This is a genomic window from Streptococcus gallinaceus (genome assembly GCF_024170225.1).
Taxonomy (GTDB): Bacteria; Bacillota; Bacilli; order Lactobacillales; family Streptococcaceae; genus Streptococcus; species Streptococcus gallinaceus.
In genome coordinates this window covers 220,106-238,390 of the sequence record NZ_JALJXU010000004.1, presented here as the reverse complement: position 1 = coordinate 238,390, position 18,285 = coordinate 220,106, and the positions used below count along the sequence as shown (strand labels likewise).

General features: G+C 43.0%; 21 protein-coding genes. 1 reads left to right on the top strand and 20 read right to left on the bottom strand.

Translation table 11 applies throughout. The features are described from left to right. Positions 1 to 9: 9 nt before the first annotated feature. The 20 genes from J2T50_RS06635 to J2T50_RS06540 all read right to left on the bottom strand — a co-directional run bounded on the left by J2T50_RS06635 (position 10) and on the right by J2T50_RS06540 (position 17,764). Positions 10 to 288, bottom strand: a complete 279-nt coding sequence (locus tag J2T50_RS06635; RefSeq protein WP_253364954.1) for a PTS sugar transporter subunit IIB — start codon at positions 286 to 288, stop codon at positions 10 to 12. A gap of 17 nt (positions 289 to 305) precedes the next feature. After that, positions 306 to 767, bottom strand: a complete 462-nt coding sequence (locus J2T50_RS06630; protein WP_253364951.1) for a PTS sugar transporter subunit IIA — start codon at positions 765 to 767, stop codon at positions 306 to 308. A 1-nt stretch (position 768) separates the two neighbouring features. Continuing rightward, entirely contained in the window at positions 769 to 1,620 is an 852-nt protein-coding gene (locus J2T50_RS06625) for a PRD domain-containing protein (protein WP_253364949.1), read from the bottom strand. Positions 1,621 to 1,772: 152 nt separating this feature from the next. Continuing rightward, positions 1,773 to 2,906: a molecular chaperone DnaJ gene (dnaJ, locus tag J2T50_RS06620; RefSeq protein WP_253364947.1), complete on the bottom strand. Its 1,134-nt coding sequence runs from the start codon at positions 2,904 to 2,906 to the stop codon at positions 1,773 to 1,775. A 297-nt stretch (positions 2,907 to 3,203) separates the two neighbouring features. Then, a complete protein-coding gene (gene dnaK / locus J2T50_RS06615) occupies positions 3,204 to 5,030 on the bottom strand; it encodes a molecular chaperone DnaK (RefSeq protein WP_253364945.1) in 1,827 nt (608 codons plus the stop codon). 264 nt (positions 5,031 to 5,294) lie between these two features. Beyond that, complete coding sequence (gene grpE / locus J2T50_RS06610; protein WP_253364943.1) at positions 5,295 to 5,822, bottom strand: nucleotide exchange factor GrpE; 528 nt, start codon at positions 5,820 to 5,822, stop codon at positions 5,295 to 5,297. A 12-nt stretch (positions 5,823 to 5,834) separates the two neighbouring features. Beyond that, positions 5,835 to 6,869, bottom strand: coding sequence for a heat-inducible transcriptional repressor HrcA (hrcA, locus tag J2T50_RS06605; RefSeq protein ID WP_253365008.1), 1,035 nt, complete (start codon positions 6,867 to 6,869; stop codon positions 5,835 to 5,837). A 161-nt stretch (positions 6,870 to 7,030) separates the two neighbouring features. Then, positions 7,031 to 7,573 carry a DUF2812 domain-containing protein gene (locus tag J2T50_RS06600; protein WP_253364941.1) on the bottom strand — a complete coding sequence of 181 codons (543 nt, stop codon included), beginning with the start codon at positions 7,571 to 7,573 and terminating at the stop codon, positions 7,031 to 7,033. Continuing rightward, a complete protein-coding gene (locus tag J2T50_RS06595; protein WP_253364939.1) occupies positions 7,563 to 7,886 on the bottom strand; it encodes a PadR family transcriptional regulator in 324 nt (107 codons plus the stop codon). Before J2T50_RS06595 ends, J2T50_RS06600 begins: the two co-directional genes overlap by 11 nt. 105 nt (positions 7,887 to 7,991) lie before the next feature. Next, entirely contained in the window at positions 7,992 to 8,687 is a 696-nt protein-coding gene (locus J2T50_RS06590) for a histidine phosphatase family protein (protein ID WP_253364937.1), read from the bottom strand. Positions 8,688 to 8,776: 89 nt separating this feature from the next. Beyond that, entirely contained in the window at positions 8,777 to 9,358 is a 582-nt protein-coding gene (locus J2T50_RS06585) for a TlpA family protein disulfide reductase (RefSeq protein WP_253364935.1), read from the bottom strand. 74 nt (positions 9,359 to 9,432) lie between these two features. Then, positions 9,433 to 10,200 (bottom strand): M15 family metallopeptidase, encoded by a 768-nt coding sequence (locus J2T50_RS06580; protein ID WP_436300185.1) that lies wholly within the window; start codon positions 10,198 to 10,200, stop codon positions 9,433 to 9,435. Between the two features lie 286 nt (positions 10,201 to 10,486). Further along, positions 10,487 to 11,824, bottom strand: coding sequence for a PFL family protein (locus J2T50_RS06575; RefSeq protein WP_253364933.1), 1,338 nt, complete (start codon positions 11,822 to 11,824; stop codon positions 10,487 to 10,489). A gap of 11 nt (positions 11,825 to 11,835) precedes the next feature. Next, positions 11,836 to 12,102: an ACT domain-containing protein gene (locus J2T50_RS06570; protein ID WP_253364931.1), complete on the bottom strand. Its 267-nt coding sequence runs from the start codon at positions 12,100 to 12,102 to the stop codon at positions 11,836 to 11,838. A 94-nt stretch (positions 12,103 to 12,196) separates the two neighbouring features. Next, positions 12,197 to 13,297: a type 2 isopentenyl-diphosphate Delta-isomerase gene (gene fni, locus J2T50_RS06565; RefSeq protein WP_253364930.1), complete on the bottom strand. Its 1,101-nt coding sequence runs from the start codon at positions 13,295 to 13,297 to the stop codon at positions 12,197 to 12,199. A gap of 9 nt (positions 13,298 to 13,306) precedes the next feature. Continuing rightward, positions 13,307 to 14,386: a phosphomevalonate kinase gene (locus J2T50_RS06560; RefSeq protein ID WP_253364929.1), complete on the bottom strand. Its 1,080-nt coding sequence runs from the start codon at positions 14,384 to 14,386 to the stop codon at positions 13,307 to 13,309. Beyond that, complete coding sequence (gene mvaD, locus J2T50_RS06555; protein WP_253364928.1) at positions 14,383 to 15,411, bottom strand: diphosphomevalonate decarboxylase; 1,029 nt, start codon at positions 15,409 to 15,411, stop codon at positions 14,383 to 14,385. The genes J2T50_RS06560 and mvaD overlap by 4 nt, the downstream gene beginning before the upstream one ends. A gap of 1 nt (position 15,412) precedes the next feature. Beyond that, positions 15,413 to 16,363 carry a mevalonate kinase gene (mvk, locus tag J2T50_RS06550; protein WP_253364927.1) on the bottom strand — a complete coding sequence of 317 codons (951 nt, stop codon included), beginning with the start codon at positions 16,361 to 16,363 and terminating at the stop codon, positions 15,413 to 15,415. 316 nt (positions 16,364 to 16,679) lie between these two features. Beyond that, positions 16,680 to 17,000 carry a preprotein translocase subunit YajC gene (gene yajC / locus J2T50_RS06545; RefSeq protein ID WP_253364920.1) on the bottom strand — a complete coding sequence of 107 codons (321 nt, stop codon included), beginning with the start codon at positions 16,998 to 17,000 and terminating at the stop codon, positions 16,680 to 16,682. A 104-nt stretch (positions 17,001 to 17,104) separates the two neighbouring features. After that, positions 17,105 to 17,764: an MFS transporter gene (locus tag J2T50_RS06540; protein WP_366515779.1), complete on the bottom strand. Its 660-nt coding sequence runs from the start codon at positions 17,762 to 17,764 to the stop codon at positions 17,105 to 17,107. Between the two features lie 193 nt (positions 17,765 to 17,957). On the opposite strand from J2T50_RS06540, the gene J2T50_RS06535 reads away from it, so the two are divergent. After that, positions 17,958 to 18,242: a DUF2316 family protein gene (locus tag J2T50_RS06535; protein WP_253364909.1), complete on the top strand. Its 285-nt coding sequence runs from the start codon at positions 17,958 to 17,960 to the stop codon at positions 18,240 to 18,242. Positions 18,243 to 18,285: the final 43 nt, after the last annotated feature.

Here is an 18,285-nt window from a genome sequence, read left to right as displayed (position 1 = left end):
AAATAGACCTTATTTGTTGATGAAATCCAATATTTTTTTATATTCTGCGTCTTTTCCCATACCTGTTAAGAAGGCAATTCCATTAAACATTGGAATTGGGTACTCTTTTTTAGGCTTCGCAATATAGATATAACCATCCGCATCTTTAATATAATGATCCAATGATTTCATATCAACCGCTTCTACTGTTGCTTGAATTTTGTCTTTTTCAAACATCCGTCCCACTGTACTAGCTACCGTTTGAGAAGTTGCCACACCAGATCCGCATGCTACGATAAATTTTTTCATAAGTAAACCTACTTTCTTTATTTGTTGAAAATTGTCAAAATATCTTGCGCTGACTTGGCTTGAACAAGAGCGTCAATGAATTCCTTTCCATTGAACAAATCCATCAATTCAGCCAAGAGAGCTACTTGTTCTCTCGGATTCGTAATCCCTAGCATCAAAATATACTGAGGTTCGACTACTACATCATCCGTTCCCATCTGAATAAGCTGCATCCCTTTTTGAGTTAGCCGATTAAAATAGATAAAGGGTTTCTTGATATGCTCTGGCATCGTATGCGGAATAGCAATCGTAATCGCAGCCATTTCTAGACCTGTTGGATACTCTTTTTCTCTCTCCAGTAGAGCTGTTTCATAGGTATCCGTAACGTAGCCTAGTTCACGCAACACTTTTGCCTTCTCTGCAAAAAATTCTTCTACAGAGACCGATTTACAATTTAGATCAATCAACTCTTCTTGTAATAACTGAGAAACAATCCCCATCTCAACCTTTCTCCTTTCTACAAATTCTGACGAGATGAAGCAAAAGATACAAATCTTCATCAATACCAAACGAAATTTGATATTCTTTCTGGAGCAACTCTTTTAGAGATTGTAAGATTTCGTACTCTTTAGCATACATCTCTTTGGTCAAGTTCAATAATTCTTCAATACGTTGATCTTCAGTAGGCTCTCCTTTCTTTTTCGACAACATTCTTACCAAAAAATAACGCAAGTGAATCACAAAACGACTATAAGCCAAACTATCTTTTTCCAATCCTCCACCGATTTGACGATCTATCAGCAAAAGAACCCTATTCAGCAATTCACTCAGTTGTACAACATCACTGACCTGTTCACTGTCAATCAAACCGTTCACAAAGTGTAAGGTAAAGAAGGAAACTTCTTGGCGTTTTAATTGAAGATGATATTTTTCATTCAGGAAAGGAATAATCTCTTTTGCAGTTCGGTATTCATCTGGATACAGATAATTCAACTGATACTGAAACGGATCATATTCGATTCCTTCATCATTTCTCTCCAAGGCAAATTCAATATGTTTGGCAATCGTAAAGATAAACGATTCATTTAAGGTTTTATGCAGTTCCTTCTCCGCAAAATGCACAACGTCCTCTGCCATCAAATACACTTCACTGGCAACACTTTTCAGATTTTCAAGCAGACCTTTCTCTTGTTCATTTGACTGAACCGTAAAAATCCGTGAGATGTTTGTTTCACTCACAATATCTCCCTTTTTCTTGTTAAATCCTATTCCTTTCCCAAGAGCAACAATCTCATTGCCATTGCGGTCTAACACCAATAAAGCATTTTGATTCAACGATTGGACGACTTTCATTATTTCCCCCTTCCTTTGTAAAAGCAAAAAAAGCACAACCAACCCTATATCATAGAATCAGTTATGCCTAATTGAATAGTTACATACTTTATATTACTGACATCAGTATATCACTTTTTTACGTTTTTGCAAGCGTTTTTATGAAAATATTTTTATAATTCATCAAATGCATCTTTTACTTTATTAAAGAAACCTTTTTTCTGTGGATTTACAGCAATATTTCCAGCGGCCGCAAACTCGCGTAGGGCTGATTTTTGCTTATCATTCAGTCCTGTCGGAGTGACGACATTGATGGTCACGTACTGATCTCCCATAGCACTACCACGCAAACTTGGAGCGCCTTTGCCCTTGAGACGGAATTTCTTGCCTGTCTGAGTTCCCTCAGGAATCAATAAATCAACATCTCCATGGACCGTTGGAACATGGACTGTGTCTCCGAGTGCTGCCTGTACAAAATTCAAGTCCAATTTATAATGAATCGTTGTGCCTTCACGTTCGAACTTATCTGAAGCCTGAACTTGAATAATGACGTAGAGATCCCCATACGGACCTCCGTTGAATCCTGCTTCACCTTGTCCCGCGAGACGCACTTGTTGACCAGTTTCAACACCAGCAGGAATCTTCACTGTTACTTTATGCGCTTGTTTTTCATGACCTGTACCATGACAAGTATGGCAAGGTTCTTTGATTTCTTTCCCAGTGCCGTGACAGACATCACAAGTCATTTGACGGCGCATGGTACCAAGCGGTGTATGTGTATCAACACTAATTATCCCCGAACCATGACAGCGACCACACGTTACAGGACTCGTTCCTGGCTTCGCACCCGTTCCTGTACAAGTATGACAGGTTGCTTCACGATTGTAGCTGACTTCTTTTTCAGTACCGAAAATTGCCTCTTCAAACTTGAGGTCCACACGATACTGCAAATCGTCACCTTGACGAGGGGCATTCGGATTGCGGCTTGCACCGCCACCGAAGAAACTTGAAAAGATATCTTCAAATCCGCCAAAACCAGCTCCGTCAAAGCCACCAAAACCACCAGCTCCACCGCCAAAGCCACCATTGGCTCCCGCAGGACCATACTGGTCATAGGCCGCACGTTTTTGCTGGTCGCTCAGTGTTTCATAAGCCTCTTGCACATCCTTATATTTTTGCTCCGAACCATCTTCCTTGTTGATATCTGGATGGTACTTTTTCGACATTTTGCGATAGGCTCGCTTGATCTCATCCTGAGAGGCGTCCTTGGACACCCCCAGACGATCATAGTATTCCGTATTGTTCATGTTTTATTTTCCTTTATTGACAAAAACAGACGGAGCGAGGCGCCCCGCCTATTTGATTTTCTCCTCATCATTTACGGCATGAGGAAGCAAAATCAATCATATTTTGCTGACGAATTAATAAGGCACTTAACTGAGCTAACTTATTTTTAGCTATCAATGACAGTCAAGCTAATTTGTTACGCAGTGGTTGGGTGGCATCTAAGTACTGATAAATCAGCACTTAGATACCTACTCAACTGTGCGGAGGTAAAACGACGAAATTGAATTTCTAAGAAATTACCAATTTCTGTTTCACTCTTATTTCTCAGTAAATTCACCGTCTACAACGTCATCGCCTGCTGTTGAACCAGCGTTTGCTGCACCTTCAGCACCTTGAGCAGCTTGTTGTGCTGCAGCGGCTTGTTCATACAGTTTTACTGCAAGAGCTTGTGCTTTTTCGTTAAGAGCTTCAAGTTTTGCTTTCATGTCGTCCAAGTTGTTTGCTTCTTGAGCTGCTTTCAATTCATCAAGAGCTGCTTGAGCGGCATCGCGTTCAGCGTCAAAACCTTTGCCTTCAGTTTCTTTGATTGTTTTTTCAGTTGCAAAGATGGCTTGGTCAACTTCGTTACGGAGGTCAACTTCTTCTTTACGTTTGGCATCTGCTTCAGCATTTGCTTCAGCATCTTTCATCATGCGATCGATTTCTTCGTCTGTCAAACCTGAGTTAGATTGGATAACGATGTGTTGTTCTTTTTGTGTACCGAGGTCTTTTGCTTTTACAGAAACAATACCATTTTTGTCAATGTCGAATGTTACTTCGATTTGTGGGATACCACGAGGCGCTGCAGGGATATCCGTCAATTGGAAACGTCCAAGCGTCTTGTTGTCTGCCGCCATTGGGCGTTCACCTTGGAGAACATGGATATCAACGGCTGGTTGGTTGTCTGCTGCAGTTGAGAAGACTTGTGATTTAGATGTTGGAATTGTTGTGTTGCGGTCGATGAGTTTTGTAAATACGCCACCCATAGTTTCGATACCAAGTGACAATGGTGTCACGTCAAGAAGGACAACGTCTTTGACATCACCAGTGATGACACCACCTTGGATAGCCGCACCCATAGCAACAACTTCATCAGGGTTAACTGATTTGTTTGGCTCTTTACCAGTTTCAGCTTTAACAGCTTCCACAACGGCAGGAATACGAGTTGAACCACCTACAAGGATGACTTCGTCGATTTCTGACAATGACAAACCTGCATCTGAAAGAGCTTGACGGACTGGTTGTTTTGTACGTTCTACAAGGTCGCGCGTCAAATCGTCAAATTTCGCACGTGTCAAGGTCAATTCCAAGTGGAGTGGTCCAGCATCACCAGCTGTGATAAATGGCAAGCTGATTTGAGTTGAAGTAACACCTGAAAGGTCTTTTTTAGCTTTTTCAGCAGCATCTTTCAAACGTTGTACGGCCATTTTATCTTGTGACAAATCAATGCCGTTTTCTTTCTTGAATTCAGCAACCAAGTGGTCGATAATTTTTTGGTCAAAGTCATCACCACCAAGTTTGTTGTCCCCTGCAGTCGCAAGCACGTCGAAGACACCGTCACCGAGTTCAAGGATTGATACGTCGAATGTACCCCCACCAAGGTCAAATACCAAGATTTTTTCTTCTTTATCTGTTTTGTCAAGACCGTATGCAAGAGCTGCTGCTGTTGGTTCGTTGACGATACGCTCTACTTCAAGACCAGCGATTTTACCAGCATCTTTAGTTGCTTGACGTTGTGCATCATTGAAGTAAGCTGGAACTGTGATCACTGCTTTGGTTACTTTTTCACCAAGATAGTCTTCAGCGTAACCTTTCAAGTATTGAAGAATCATAGCTGAAATTTCTTGTGGTGTGTATTCTTTACCGTTTGCAGAAACTTTTTCAGCAGAACCCATTTTTGATTTGATAGAAATGATGGTATCTGGGTTTGTTACGGCTTGGCGTTTTGCAGCATCACCAACGATGATTTCACCATTTTTGAATGATACTACTGAAGGTGTTGTACGGTTACCTTCTGGGTTTGCGATAATTTTTGATTCATTTCCTTCAAGAACTGCTACTGCTGAGTTAGTTGTACCTAAGTCAATACCAATGATTTTAGACATGTTTTTTACCTCTATTAATTTATATCTTCTTTTGACATTCTTCTTAAGTAGTACGGACGCAAGCAACCGCCTTTGGCGTTTCATTGCTAAGATTTGAGCCCCTAGTCTCTAATCTTCCGAGAGTTAGAGTAACTTGCTCTAACTCCTTTACTACAGCGAAGAATGTCGGTTGGGCAAGCTTTCAGCTTGCTATTTTATTTTTACGTTTTTATTGTTTCTAGTTTTACGACTTGGTGGTCGCGTCATTCAAGTATTACAAAATGGCTAGTTGTACACCACTACCATGGCTGGTCGGAGGACGCGTTCATGGAGTTTGTAGCCTTTTTGGAAGACTTGTGCGATGGTGTCTGCTGGGTGGGCATCATCCGCAGGCACTGTTTGGATAGCCATGTGGAAGTTGTGGTCGAAGTTGCCTTCTGTTGACACTTCTTCGATTCCTTCCTCTTTCAAGGCTTGAACCAAGCTTTCTTGGACCATTTCCAAGCCTTTTTTAACGTCTTCTGTCAACCCTTCAACAGCTAAAGCACGCTCTAGGTTGTCCAGACTTGGCAAGACTTTTTTAGCAAGATCTTGCGAGCGATAGCGTTGCAAGTTTTGGCGTTCTTCGTTGGCACGACGTTGGATATTTTGCATTTCAGCATGCGCACGCAAGTATTTATTTTCAAAATCCTCTGCTTTTTCCTGTGCTAATTCCAAATCGGTCTTTTCAGGTGCTGTCTCAGTAGCTTCAACAGTTTCATCAACCGTATCGACTTCCTCGACTACTTCCTCTTTTTTAATATCTTCTGACACGATGGCCTCCTTTTAATGTACTTCGTAATGATTGCTATTGAGATAGCGGTAATAATCGCCCAATTTCATGAAGAGCACGCGACCGATAATATTGATCAGACTCATCTGTCTGCGATAGTCCATGTCAACTGAACCAATCAGATTCAACTGCGCTATTCCCCTATAGGGAATTGGAAATTGGTGCTGAATAACCGTCACATCTTGCAGAGCCTTTTCGGGGTGATCGCCAACCCAAATCTTGGTTGACTCCATCTCCTTGAGACCGTTACGCAAGCTAAGCGCCACCACTTGTTCATTGTCTAGAAATTGGTAGATTCCCAATCCACTGTATTTCAAGGAAGCAACCTTCCCTGAAATAAATACCGTCTCTTGGAAAAGATTTTCAAAAATGTAATCCATCAAGTCCAGCACATTGTCCGTCGTAGTGAAATACTTCTGCACCACTTGAGGAATCTCTGTCCGCAAACGATAATGGATATCCAAAACCGTCTGACCACAAAAACGTTCATCAACCAACTGCTTGAAAATCAGCAAATCCCGACTGAGAAAGTTCTTAGGAATAGCAAACTGAACGGTAACCGGCTTGGACTCATCCAAAGTCAAGACTGCCAAGGCATCATGACTGCTGAGCTGCACGATATCGAAGGAAGTCAGGCATTGATTTTTCGGTTCAACATCTAACAATACAGATGTAAATCCTGTCAACTCCGCCAATAGTTGATTGGCCCGCTCCAGTATATCCTCCAAGCGAAAGGCTTCAAAATCAAAAGCCTTCATAACTTTATAGATGTCATCCTCATTGATCAGCTCACGATTGAGCGAATGAGTGACAAAATACTGAAAACCTGCTCGACTAGGAAGCCGCCCCGATGAGGTATGCGCCTTTTCCAACAAGCCCAACTGCTCCAGCTTGGCCATATCGTTTCGAATGGTTGCACTAGATGATGCAATCGCCTCTTGTAGCGCCTTAGACCCGACCGGCTCATGGTAGCGCGTAAACAAATCCACTATCAAATTTAAAATATCATTTTGACGCTGGGTTAGCACACCACCACTTCCTTTCTGACAATCTAGCAATCATTAGCACTCTATATGACCGAGTGCTAAGTCTATGATCTTATTATACTCCTAAAAAATGGATTGTCAATAGAAAAAGACCAAAAATTAGCACTCTTTTATCAAGAGTGCTAAAAAATCAGTCTGCGGATCTAGCTATTGAATTTTTTCACCAATCGACGGTAGCCTAGCCATTCATAAATCAGCACATCTGTCAAAGTAAAGATAACTAAAAATAACAATATATGAATAACCCAACTACTTTTGAATCGTTCAAGAGGAAGCCAATAGAGGTTAAAAACATTGATAAACAAAGCAAGTAGCTGAAAACCAAGCGTCCGTTTTATCACGCGCCCAATCATGTCCAACTTAGACTCAATATCACTGAAGAGCTCCTGTTCCTCACCAGATTCAAAGTTCGCAACTGCCTTACGAAAATAGGAAAAGCAATTAAAGGTTTGAATATATTCCCAACCATAATCTGCAAAAAGTCGCGTATAAGTTTCCTTTTCAGACTCTTCCTCTCGATAATCCAGCTTATAAATAACATCTGCCGGCTCTACTTTTTCAAACTGATAAATGAAACCGTTGGTCTTTTTCAACTTCCAGCCTTCCTGGTGCATCTGGCGAAGATAGTCTTCTTCCTTGTCAAAATCAACAATGGTAAACCACCGACATACTTTTTTACCGGTCATGTTTCTCTCCTCTGCTATTATGATACAAGCGCTCAATGCGAACCAGCTCAATAGCCAGTATCTCGCGTCCCAAAGCTGTGATGAGATAGATTTTCCGTTTGCTCTCTTCTCTCACAAAGGCAATCAAGCCATCCTTTTCCATCTTTGCCAAGGTACCGTACATGGTTCCAGGACTGATGATCACCTGCCCTTTTGTCATCTCCTTAGTCCGCAAGGTAATGTCGTAGCCGTGTCGTTCCTCTTGCAAGGCAAATAAGATATAGAAGGCCGTCTCGGTCATGGGAATATATATCCGCTTCAATTTTTGATCCATACTACCTCCCAATTCGATATATCGAGCCTCTATATAAAATATATCGCAACTCGATGTATTTGTCAATGAGAAAATAAAAAAAGAATGCATAAAGCATTCTTTCCCCTATTCCTCTGCAGCGATAATTTCTGCGCCGCGGTGGCGATAAGACATATCTCCGACAGCTTCGATGTGGAGTTTGCCATCTTTGTAATGTAAAACTGTGATAGAGCCATTATCAAGAGAGAGGTTTGTTGGACGCTCTGGCTCCAGAAGATCCACCAAGGTTGCAATGGTCATACCGTGGCTGACAACCAAAGCATTGCCGCCCCCTTGTTTTTCGAGATTTTCTGCGATAGAAGTAAATCCATCCAAGATACGACCACTCAACTGCTCCCACGTTTCAGCCCAGTTAGCTGTATCTGCTTCATAGACACCATTACAGATTTGCTCGAAATCCATCTTATCTGCTTCAACAATCCCATTGATACGAGGGAGCACACCACTAAAGAGCTCCACGTCGTACATTCCTTCAAAACTACCAAAACACCACTCACGAATCCGTTTGTCCTGATAGTAAGGAATTTGCCCTAGAATCCCTAGTTCACGCTGGGCAATGGTAATCGTCTGAACCGTCCGACCCAGGTCGCTTGAAACGGCTAGCTTGAATTGCAATCCAGCATCCTTTAGCCCCAAACCAAGCTCACGGATTCCCTCTTCACCATTTTTTGTCAAAGGCGTGTCTGCCCAGCCTTGGATACGACCAATGGTATTAAACATGGTTTTACCGTGACGGGAAATGTACAATTTTGTCTCTGTCATTTTACTTCCTCCGAATATTCCTTATCTTATTATAGCACGAAATAACACTTCTATTCAGAAAAAAATCGCCTCTAGAGAGACGATTCCGATTAGATAACGGCTTTGAAGTTAGACTCCAATTGTTTTTGAGATTGGTTTACTTCGTAAGCAAATTTGATTTCACCATCTTTATCCAAAATATACATAGTTGGAATGTATTGGACACCTACTGAATCTGCTGCTACGAGATTATTGTCATAATAATAGGTAAAGTCATACCCTTTGTCCGCAAAGTACTTCTGACCAGCACCCAATTTTTCACGGCTACCATCTACGATATTGATCATGACAAAGTTAACATCATCTTTATACTTTTTGTACATGCTGTCAATGATTGGCAACTGCGCTTGGCAATCAGGACACCAGCTAGCCCAAAACATAACAAATGTTGGCTTATCTGATGTCTGCAAACTAGAAAATGCAACTTTTTTATCATTTTCATCTGTAAATGACATCGTCTTGATATTGGTCCGAATCGTGTCCGTTACTTTCTTTTGAACACCGTCGTTCTTACTCGACGAAGCTGTCGTAGAACTAGTCGTAGACGGACTTGAGTCCTGTACTAAGAAATACACACCACCTACAAGAGCAAGGCCTGCAAGCAGAGTTAAAATCCAATACTTGATTTTCATAAATTCCTCCATTTCTGAAAAACTATTATATCATACTTTTTCAAAGACAGCTTTTTCGAGGTTTTCTTTTTTTCTTATTTTCTATTTTTCTGAAGCAAGGCGACGTATTCTTCCAAGCTCAACTGATGTTCCGTCATATATTTGGCCGATTCGACACCGACATAACGATAATGCCAGTCTTCATAGCCAACCCCTGTCGATTCTGTCTTTCCTTCTTGAAAACGCAGAACAAATCCGTATTCTGGGGCGATTTGTTGAACTTGACTCGCAATCTGCGGGTCACTTTCGTTCAAGGAATTCACCGTGCTCATGTCGATAGCCAGCCCCGTCATATGCTCACTCGCCCCCGCTGGTTGTGAATACGTCTGCACTTTGGCCTCAGCAGCCTCCCGACTGAGACTGGTATCCGCCGCCATTTCTTGCTGGATATAGGAATTGTAAATCGTTTCCTGATAAGCGACGCTGCGGTAGCCAGAAATAAGGTGTTCATTTGGGTCAATCGCTTGCGCTGCTGCTAAAAACTTAGTCACATTTTCTGCAATTCGAGCATCTACCGGTATCCCACTAACCTCTGCCAACTGGGGATTCAACTCTGCACGAACATGTTCCCGATTGACCAAGAGCAACTCCCAGTCACTCGATGAAACCGCCGGCAAATCCGCTTGCTGGCTGGAAGAGGTTGAGGAGGTTCTGGTCGACTGGCTTGTCTTAGAAACCGAACTTGCTTGTCTTTGAGACTTTTTATCCGTTACAACTACCACCATGCTTGTCAAAGCGAGAACAAACAGCACTACTATACAAACTATCTGATACCCCTTATTTTTCATCCGATATCCCTCCATCATTTTCCTTCATTATAGCAGGATAGCAAACGAAAGAAAAGAGAGAGTGGGACAAAAATCGTGATTTCGCAGAAATCGATTTTGTCGTCCCGCCTCAGCACAGTTGACTAGCTTCAAAGGTTCGAGGAACTTTTGAAGGTTGGAGATAGGGCTAACAAAGTTAGCCTCAAATATTCGAAATTGCTTGCATAGCAAGGAATGAGAACACTCAGTCAACCACTGCGTTAAACTGTTAAACTTATTAAAAAATTGAAGAAGCTAGGACTGATTCCCGGGTTCTTCACTGCTAATTTTTAAAACTGTGAATCGGTGCTGGAATTTGTCCCCCACGCGCAATGAAATCAGCTGATGAATTTTGATTAACGCGCATGACAGGAGCAGTTCCTAGCAAGCCACCAAATTCAATCATATCGTCTTCTTTTCCTTTAGGAATAATCCGTACAGCTGTCGTTTTTTGATTGATCACACCGATGGCTGCTTCATCCGCAATCATAGCTGCAATAGTCTCATAAGGCGTATCCTCTGGAATGGCGATCATGTCCAAACCAACCGAGCAGATAGCTGTCATGGCTTCCAATTTTTCAAGATTGAGTGAGCCATTTTGCACCGCAGCAATCATGCCCTCATCTTCTGAGACAGGAATGAAGGCACCTGATAAGCCACCGACTTGGTTACAAGCCATTACGCCACCTTTTTTAACGGCATCATTGAGAAGGGCAAGCGCAGCTGTTGTCCCATGAGTCCCGACCGCTTCAAGTCCCATTTCTTCCAAGACGCGAGCGACAGAATCCCCAACTGCTGGAGTAGGAGCCAGTGACAGGTCCACAATCCCGAACTTAACGCCCAAGCGTTCGCTGGCCATTTGCCCAACCAACTGACCAATACGGGTGATCTTGAAGGCCGTCTTTTTAACCGTTTCTGCAACGACATCAAAAGATTCCCCGCGCACTTTTTCAAGGGCACGTTTTACCACACCAGGTCCTGAGACACCGACATTGATGACCACATCCGCTTCGCCAACGCCATGGAAAGCCCCTGCCATAAAGGGATTGTCTTCAACAGCATTGGCAAATACAACCAGCTTGGCAGCTCCCATATCAGAAGCTTGAGCCGTTTCCTTGATAATGCGTCCCATGTCTCGCACTGCCGTCATGTTGATGCCTGACTTGGTGGAGCCGATATTGACAGAGGAGCAAACCTTGCTCGTTTGAGCCAAGGCTTGAGGAATCGAGTTAATCAAGATTTCATCCCCTTTTTGGTAGCCTTTTTGCACCAAAGCCGAAAATCCACCAATGAAATCCACACCAATCTCATGTGCAGCCTTATCCAAGGCCTTAGCAAGAGGCAAATAGTCTGTAGCATCCGTTGCTGCACCGATTAAGGCAATAGGCGTCACCGATACACGCTTGTTCACAATAGGAATCCCCAACTCAGCTGCAATCTCATCTCCAACAGCCACTAGATTTTTAGCCTTGCTAGCCACTTTTTTGTAAATTTTTTCAGCCGCACGGTCAATATCTGGGTCGATGCAATCAAGAAGCGAAATCCCCATAGTAATGGTCCGAATGTCGAAATTCTGCTCCTCGATCATGGCAATTGTTTCCGTAACTTGTCTAATATCCATGAATCAACCTCCTAGATATTGTACATAGCGTCAAAAATAGCCGCACTTTGAATGTTGATTTTCACTTGAAGCGACGCTCCAAAAGTTTCTAATTCTGAACGTAAGAAGCTGAAATCCTGCTGTTCATCACTAGACACGACGGCCATCATGGTGAAGTATTCATCCAAAACAGTCTGCGAAATATCATCGATATTTAAATTCAAGTCAGCCAACTTACCTGCTACACCTGCCACGATTCCTTTACTGTCTTTTCCAACAACGGTTACAATTGCTTTCATTTGTCTGCTCCTTTTATTTTTATCATTTTATCATAAATATACGGCTTATTATATTAAAAGTAAACAAAAAAGGGAATAACTATCCCTTTTTCTATTATTTACGAACATTTCTGTGATTTGCAGAACGACTTGCATATTGTTTCCAATCAATTCCACGCGCTTCACACCATCTCTGTACATTGGCTCCTAAAATGATGTCTTTCTGGCGCAATTCAGCAACGTTACGGGCACCAACCAAGGTCATCAAGGAACGAGTATAGTCTTTAAAGCTATTTAGCTCACTCAGCATCGGCTCTAAACCTCGCTCACTGGTGAAAATCTTCAAGAAACGATTGGATAGACCCACTGCATCCGCCCCCAAAGAAAGAGCCTTAATAATATCAAGCGGATTTTTTACACCGCCAGAAGCAAGAACTTGCGGACGAATCTGGTCAGGCATATTCATGGCTTCAACCAGAGAAGCCACGGTTGAATTTCCCCATCCTTCTAAGAAATCATAAGAATCCAACACGCGACGGGCACTTTCGATTTTCACAAAATCTGTCCCACCTGTGCCTGAAACATCAATGGTCTGAACACCTACAGATGTCAATTGCTCGACTGTTTCACGACTCATCCCAAAGCCAACTTCTTTGACAATCACCGGCACTTCAATTTCCTTGACGATTTTTTCAATATTGGTCAGCCACATAGAGAAATCGCGGTCTCCTTCAGACATGACCAGTTCTTGTGGTGCATTGAGGTGGATTTGCAAGGCATTAGCCTCAAGCAAGTCAACTGCTCGCTTGGCATTTTCTACATCATGATGCGCGCCAAGGTTGGCAAAAATAATCCCCTTTGGATTTTCAAAACGCAGAACCGAAAATGTCTTGGCCACTTCTGAGTCCTTAATAGCTGCGCTAACCGAGCCAGAGGCTACTGGCGTTTTACTAAGGCAAGACATAATCCCAATCGTTTGGTTGATTTCACCTGTTTTTTTAGTTCCACCTGTCATGGCGTTGATGTAATAAGGGGTAGGAAGTTCAATTCCAGCAACGGTCGTTGAAATATCAACATCTTCCACACTCATTTGAGGTAGGGATTGATGAACAAATCGAGCTTCCTCAAAATCACGAGCTGTTTCTTCACAGTATTGGTGAAGGGCTAAATCCACATGCTGGTCCTTTCTATTTGCAAAGTAATCGTAAATAAACATCTTTTCTCCTTACTGCCTTGCGGCGATCGATAGGGGCAATACTTGAATTTTTTCTTTTGCCCAAGCAGCGATAATGGCTTCTTTTTGCTCAGCTTTTTCCACAAAACAAATCCCGCAGTCGCCACCACCAGCTCCTGATGATTTAGCGGCCGCTTGATACCTTTCTGCGATACGACAGAGGGTTTCCAAAGTCTCTGTCTCAATCACCATCTCCATATCCTCGGCAAACTGCCTGAGCAGAGCCCGATTTTCAGAAATAGCTAGTTGGAACTTTTGGGCATCATCTAGTCGACAGGCTGCAATCAACTGTTCAACACAGACCTGGCTGGCTGCTAAAAATCCTTGGTAGGCAACTTCTTTTTCTGCTTCATTCAAATGACCTTGTACATGACTTACCAAGTCTGCTGTTGAAGCAGCAGCACCTGTCCAGCCCACCATCATTTCCACATGACGAGGGAGGTCTAGACTCTCAATTGCCAAACCTGCCCAAGGCTGCTCAATCAGTTCTGATATGTTTAGCTGAGCCATTTTTTCAAAAAGCCAGGAACGATCTACTGAGTGATAGGCAATCACTCCACCAAAACTAGAGGCTGCAATATCTCCAAAAGAGCCTTTTATCCCCAAACTCACCTGAGCCAATACGGACAATTTGTAGACCAAGTCCGGTCTTGCGTCCTGCCCAAAAAAGGTCAGGACAGCCTGAACCACTGCTACAGTCACCGCACCAGATGAGCCCAATCCGTACTTTTGACCCGTCCGTTCATTATCCAACTCAGAGGAGATAGATAGCTTATAAAGTACGTTTACCTCTACTCGTTGTGAAGCCAGATAATCTTCTGTCGTCTGCATAGCGGACTCAACCAGGGCGTAGGGATGACTGGTGTGGCAATGAATTTTTGCATTTTTCCGAGTCCAGTCCACAAGCAACTGAGGATTCTGACTGGAAAAAATGGTCCCCGTTTCTGCTGATTCCATAGTCACACAGATGGTTTGATCAAGAGCAGCAATCACAGCTGGGTAACCCGCTTCCACCACCGCATACTCTCCAGCTAGATAGAGTTTTCCTGGTACTCTTATCGCTACCTTCATCTAGGCTCTCCTGTAAATGTTGCAAGTGACGCTTGCCACTCTTCCTCTGTCAAGACAAAGGCAGCCTTGCCTGGCAAGCTTGGAATGATTTTTTCCGCTGGTAAGTAGTCTTGTAAGGCTCGGATCAGTCGCTCCATGTCTGATTGGCGGCACAAAACTTTCACATTTGGGCCTGCATCCATAGTCATATAGGCCGAGATTCCCAGCTCTTCTCGAATGATCCGAACAGCTTCTTGCACCTCTAAGCTTTGGGCTGAAAAATAGGTAAATGGCGGATTAGCAGAAAGGGTTGTGGCATGCATCTTCATACCGTTGTGCTCCGTAATCTTACCAAGTGTTTCAAAATCACGAAGAGCAATGGCTTTCTTGATATTCTCCAAATCTTCTGCAGCAGTGTCCACCCAAGCCTGGTAAAAAGAGGAAGTCGCAACCGTATGCTCCATTCCCACACGACTCGCAATCTTCTTCTGACCTGTATTGACCGCTAAAATAATCATTCCAATATCCCAGCTAGCGTCATCCACAGGACGAGCCATCGAGTCAGCTGAACAAGTTCCCTTGTCCCACTCGACAAAGCCTCCAAACAAACTACGGGTACTTGAACCTGACCCACGACGAGCAAATGTCGAAAGTTCCTCAGGACTCAGCTCCAACTCAAGCGCTGTTGCAGTTGCCAGAGCCAGAGCAGCAAAAGCTGAAGCTGAGCTAGCCAGTCCTGCTGCCGTTGGCACAAAATTCAAACTCTCAACACGAGCAAATCTGCTCTCATCTTTATATTCGCGAAACAAATCCAAAAAACGAGAAATTTTTGAAATTTCTTTTTCTGATTGCAATTTTCCATTGAGAGAAAAACGATCTTCCGTCAAATTATCGTCAAAAACAACCTTCGTATCTGTGTAAAATGCATCCAGTGTCAAGGATAAGCTTGAATTCATGGGCAAAAATAAGTCCTTGTCCCGCTTTCCCCAGTACTTGATAAGGGCAATATTGGTATGGGCACGAGCCCGGCTAACTGCTTGTGTCATATTATTCTCCTAAATATTGTATCCACGTCCGACGTGCCCCAGCATCTGTCAAGGTTGCCGCAATCATTTGGGCGGTTTTCTGGTCAGCTGCAAGAGCAATCATACAACCTCCGCGGCCACCACCCGTCAACTTAGCACCAAGCGCACCTTGTTGACGAGAAATGGTCACATACTCATCTAAGGTGTCCATCGAAACACCTAGCTTTTGCAAATAGATCTGAGCTTGATTCATCAAGTCACCTAGCACGCCCACCTGCCCCTTTGCTAGAGCATCACGCGTTGCTTGGGTTAACCGTCCCAACTCCTTAATCCAGGTCTCCGCCTCAGGATTTTCAGCTACCAGACGAGCCACATCCGAAATGGCTTGATGGGTATTGCCTGTGATTCCCGTATCTGCTACGACTAGATAGGCATCCAAGCGGAGCGAAATAGCCTCTATCGTTTGCCTTTTGACAAAGTAAATCGGAGATTTCCCGCTGGTTGTCAGAGCGTCGATGCCCGAAGGATTCCCGTGGGCTATTTTTTCTGAGGACTGGACAATCTCCCACAACTCTTGGTCTGTTAATTCTTTCTGATAAAAGGCGAATAAGGACCTAGCAACGGCTACAGCCACAGCTGCACTTGAGCCCATGCCTCGCTCAGCTGGAATACTGGAGCGAATCTCAATATGAATGGCTGGATCTGTCGGAGCCCCAATACGATAGAGGGAAAACCGAATGGCATGCTTCAAACTTTCCCACACCTTGGGCATTTGATGAACCAATCCCTCATAAAAGGCACAGGAAACAGACAAGGCATCCCCTTTTTTACTGACCTGAGACACAATTTCTACCGCCGAAAAAGGCATGGCAATAGCTGGTTGCCCATAGACAACCGCATGTTCACCCATTAAAATGATCTTGCCACTTGCTTTTCCAATCGCCACATCAGAACCTTCTTTCTCAGATTTCATCTTTACTATTGTACCATTTTCTATAAAAAACTTCTAAACAAAGAAAATCACCCAACAGTCGTTAGGTGATTCTCTAGGAGATTTATGAAAAGAAAATTTTAGGATTGAACTTAGTATACAAAGACAAGCTTAATCTTTTCTGAAGAATTTCTAAAAGAAAACTGAAACAGATAATCAGGCAAACAACAAAGAAAGACAGCCCAACCGAACTACCTTTCTGGAGATATATGAAAAAGAATAGACTAAGTATAGCGTTGCTTCCTTAAAGAAGTCTTAAACTAGTGATTTTTTTACAAAAAAAAATAAAGAGTAGGAACTACTCTTCATTTGATTCTACTGCAGACTCGATCTGTTCAGTTGCTGACTCAACAACAGGGCTTGCTTCAACTTTTGCTTCTGTCACGCGCTCACGAATGGCAAAACGAGCAAATGTCAAGTAAACACCGTCTACATCCAAGACAACTTTTTTATCGTCGATTTCATCAACAATACCATACAAGCCACCAATTGTAAGGACTTCATCCCCTTTTTGGATAGCACTCATCTTTTCTTGCTGTTTCTTTTGTTGTTTGCGTTGGCTATAAAACATCCAAGCAATCATTGCAAGCATAAGGATGGGAAAAAGAAATTGATTCATTCTGACACCTCAAAATATTTAATAAGTTCATTATAACAGATTGAAGGAAAATTGCAAAAAGAACTAAATCTTCTCAAAACCTTCTGATCGAAGAATGGCCAGGGTCATGATGACAGTTGTAACGAGAAGAAAAATGACAGCTGGTTGCCATGAACCAAAAAAGGAATACGTATAGCCGAATAAAACAGGGTCAGAAATACCCGCCTGATTGCGCCAGATAGAAGTCTGTTTTCCTGCTTAACAGCTGTTGAAATGGGCGGGTATTTGCCAAAATTCGGCAACCATACTAGAAATACAATCACAATAACCGTCGTCAGCTCCCAAATGAAGCCCCACCAAGAAGTCAGCTCCGTAATCGGAACAGCAATCATAGAAGCCAGCGCGGAAACTAACCCCATGGTAGTCGTGTAAACAGTTGTCATCAGGCCGATTTTTTCTGGAAAATGCGCCACGATGAGGCTTGGTAACAGTACATTTAAAACAGCGATGGAAGCCCCTAACACCATGGCTCCCATGTAAAACAAGGGAAGATTGACCAAACGGATAGCCGAGCCGATCGCCATGATAAACAGAACGAGGACGAAGAGCCGTTCCACTCCCATTTTCCGTGCCAACTGAGGGGCAAAGGATGAACAGACCGCAAACATTACTAAAGGAAGGGAGGTAACCAGTCCCAAGGAACTGATGGATACGCCAAAGGCTGCTGCAACCTGCGGTAAAATAATCGGAATGGTGGTAAAGGGGATTCTCAAGACGAACCCAATTACAATAACTCCAAGAAAAATAAGCCAATTTGTCGATGTTTCAATCTTTTCTCCTGTCTGCCATTATAGCACAGAAATAGAAATATATGAAAAAATAGCAGAATATGACACCTTTCTTGAAGAGATTGACGTCCTGTGATATATTAGATAGCAACCTATGTATTTATTTTCTAAAAACCTAAAGGAGAAAACAATGTTAACTAGACAAGAAGTCATTCATACTGCTCAGGAATTACAGGAAAATTACCGTCGACTTGCCTATCCCGAAGAGCGAGTTCTGGCAGATACCAAACTCTCCAGCCGACAGTTGCAGCGCGTCCTCCAAGTCAACGGAGCAGATCCCGGCCATGTATGGATGGTGCGTGATTACCTAGAAGAAATGCTGCAAAAAGAGGGAAAAGAAGTATATCCATTTAGCCGCTTGGCTGATCATAGTGCCAATCGTTGGTTTTCTTATGAAAAACCTTGGAAATACTGACAAAGACAAAAAAGCTCAACTTAGACAGGCTAGCTGCTAGGCT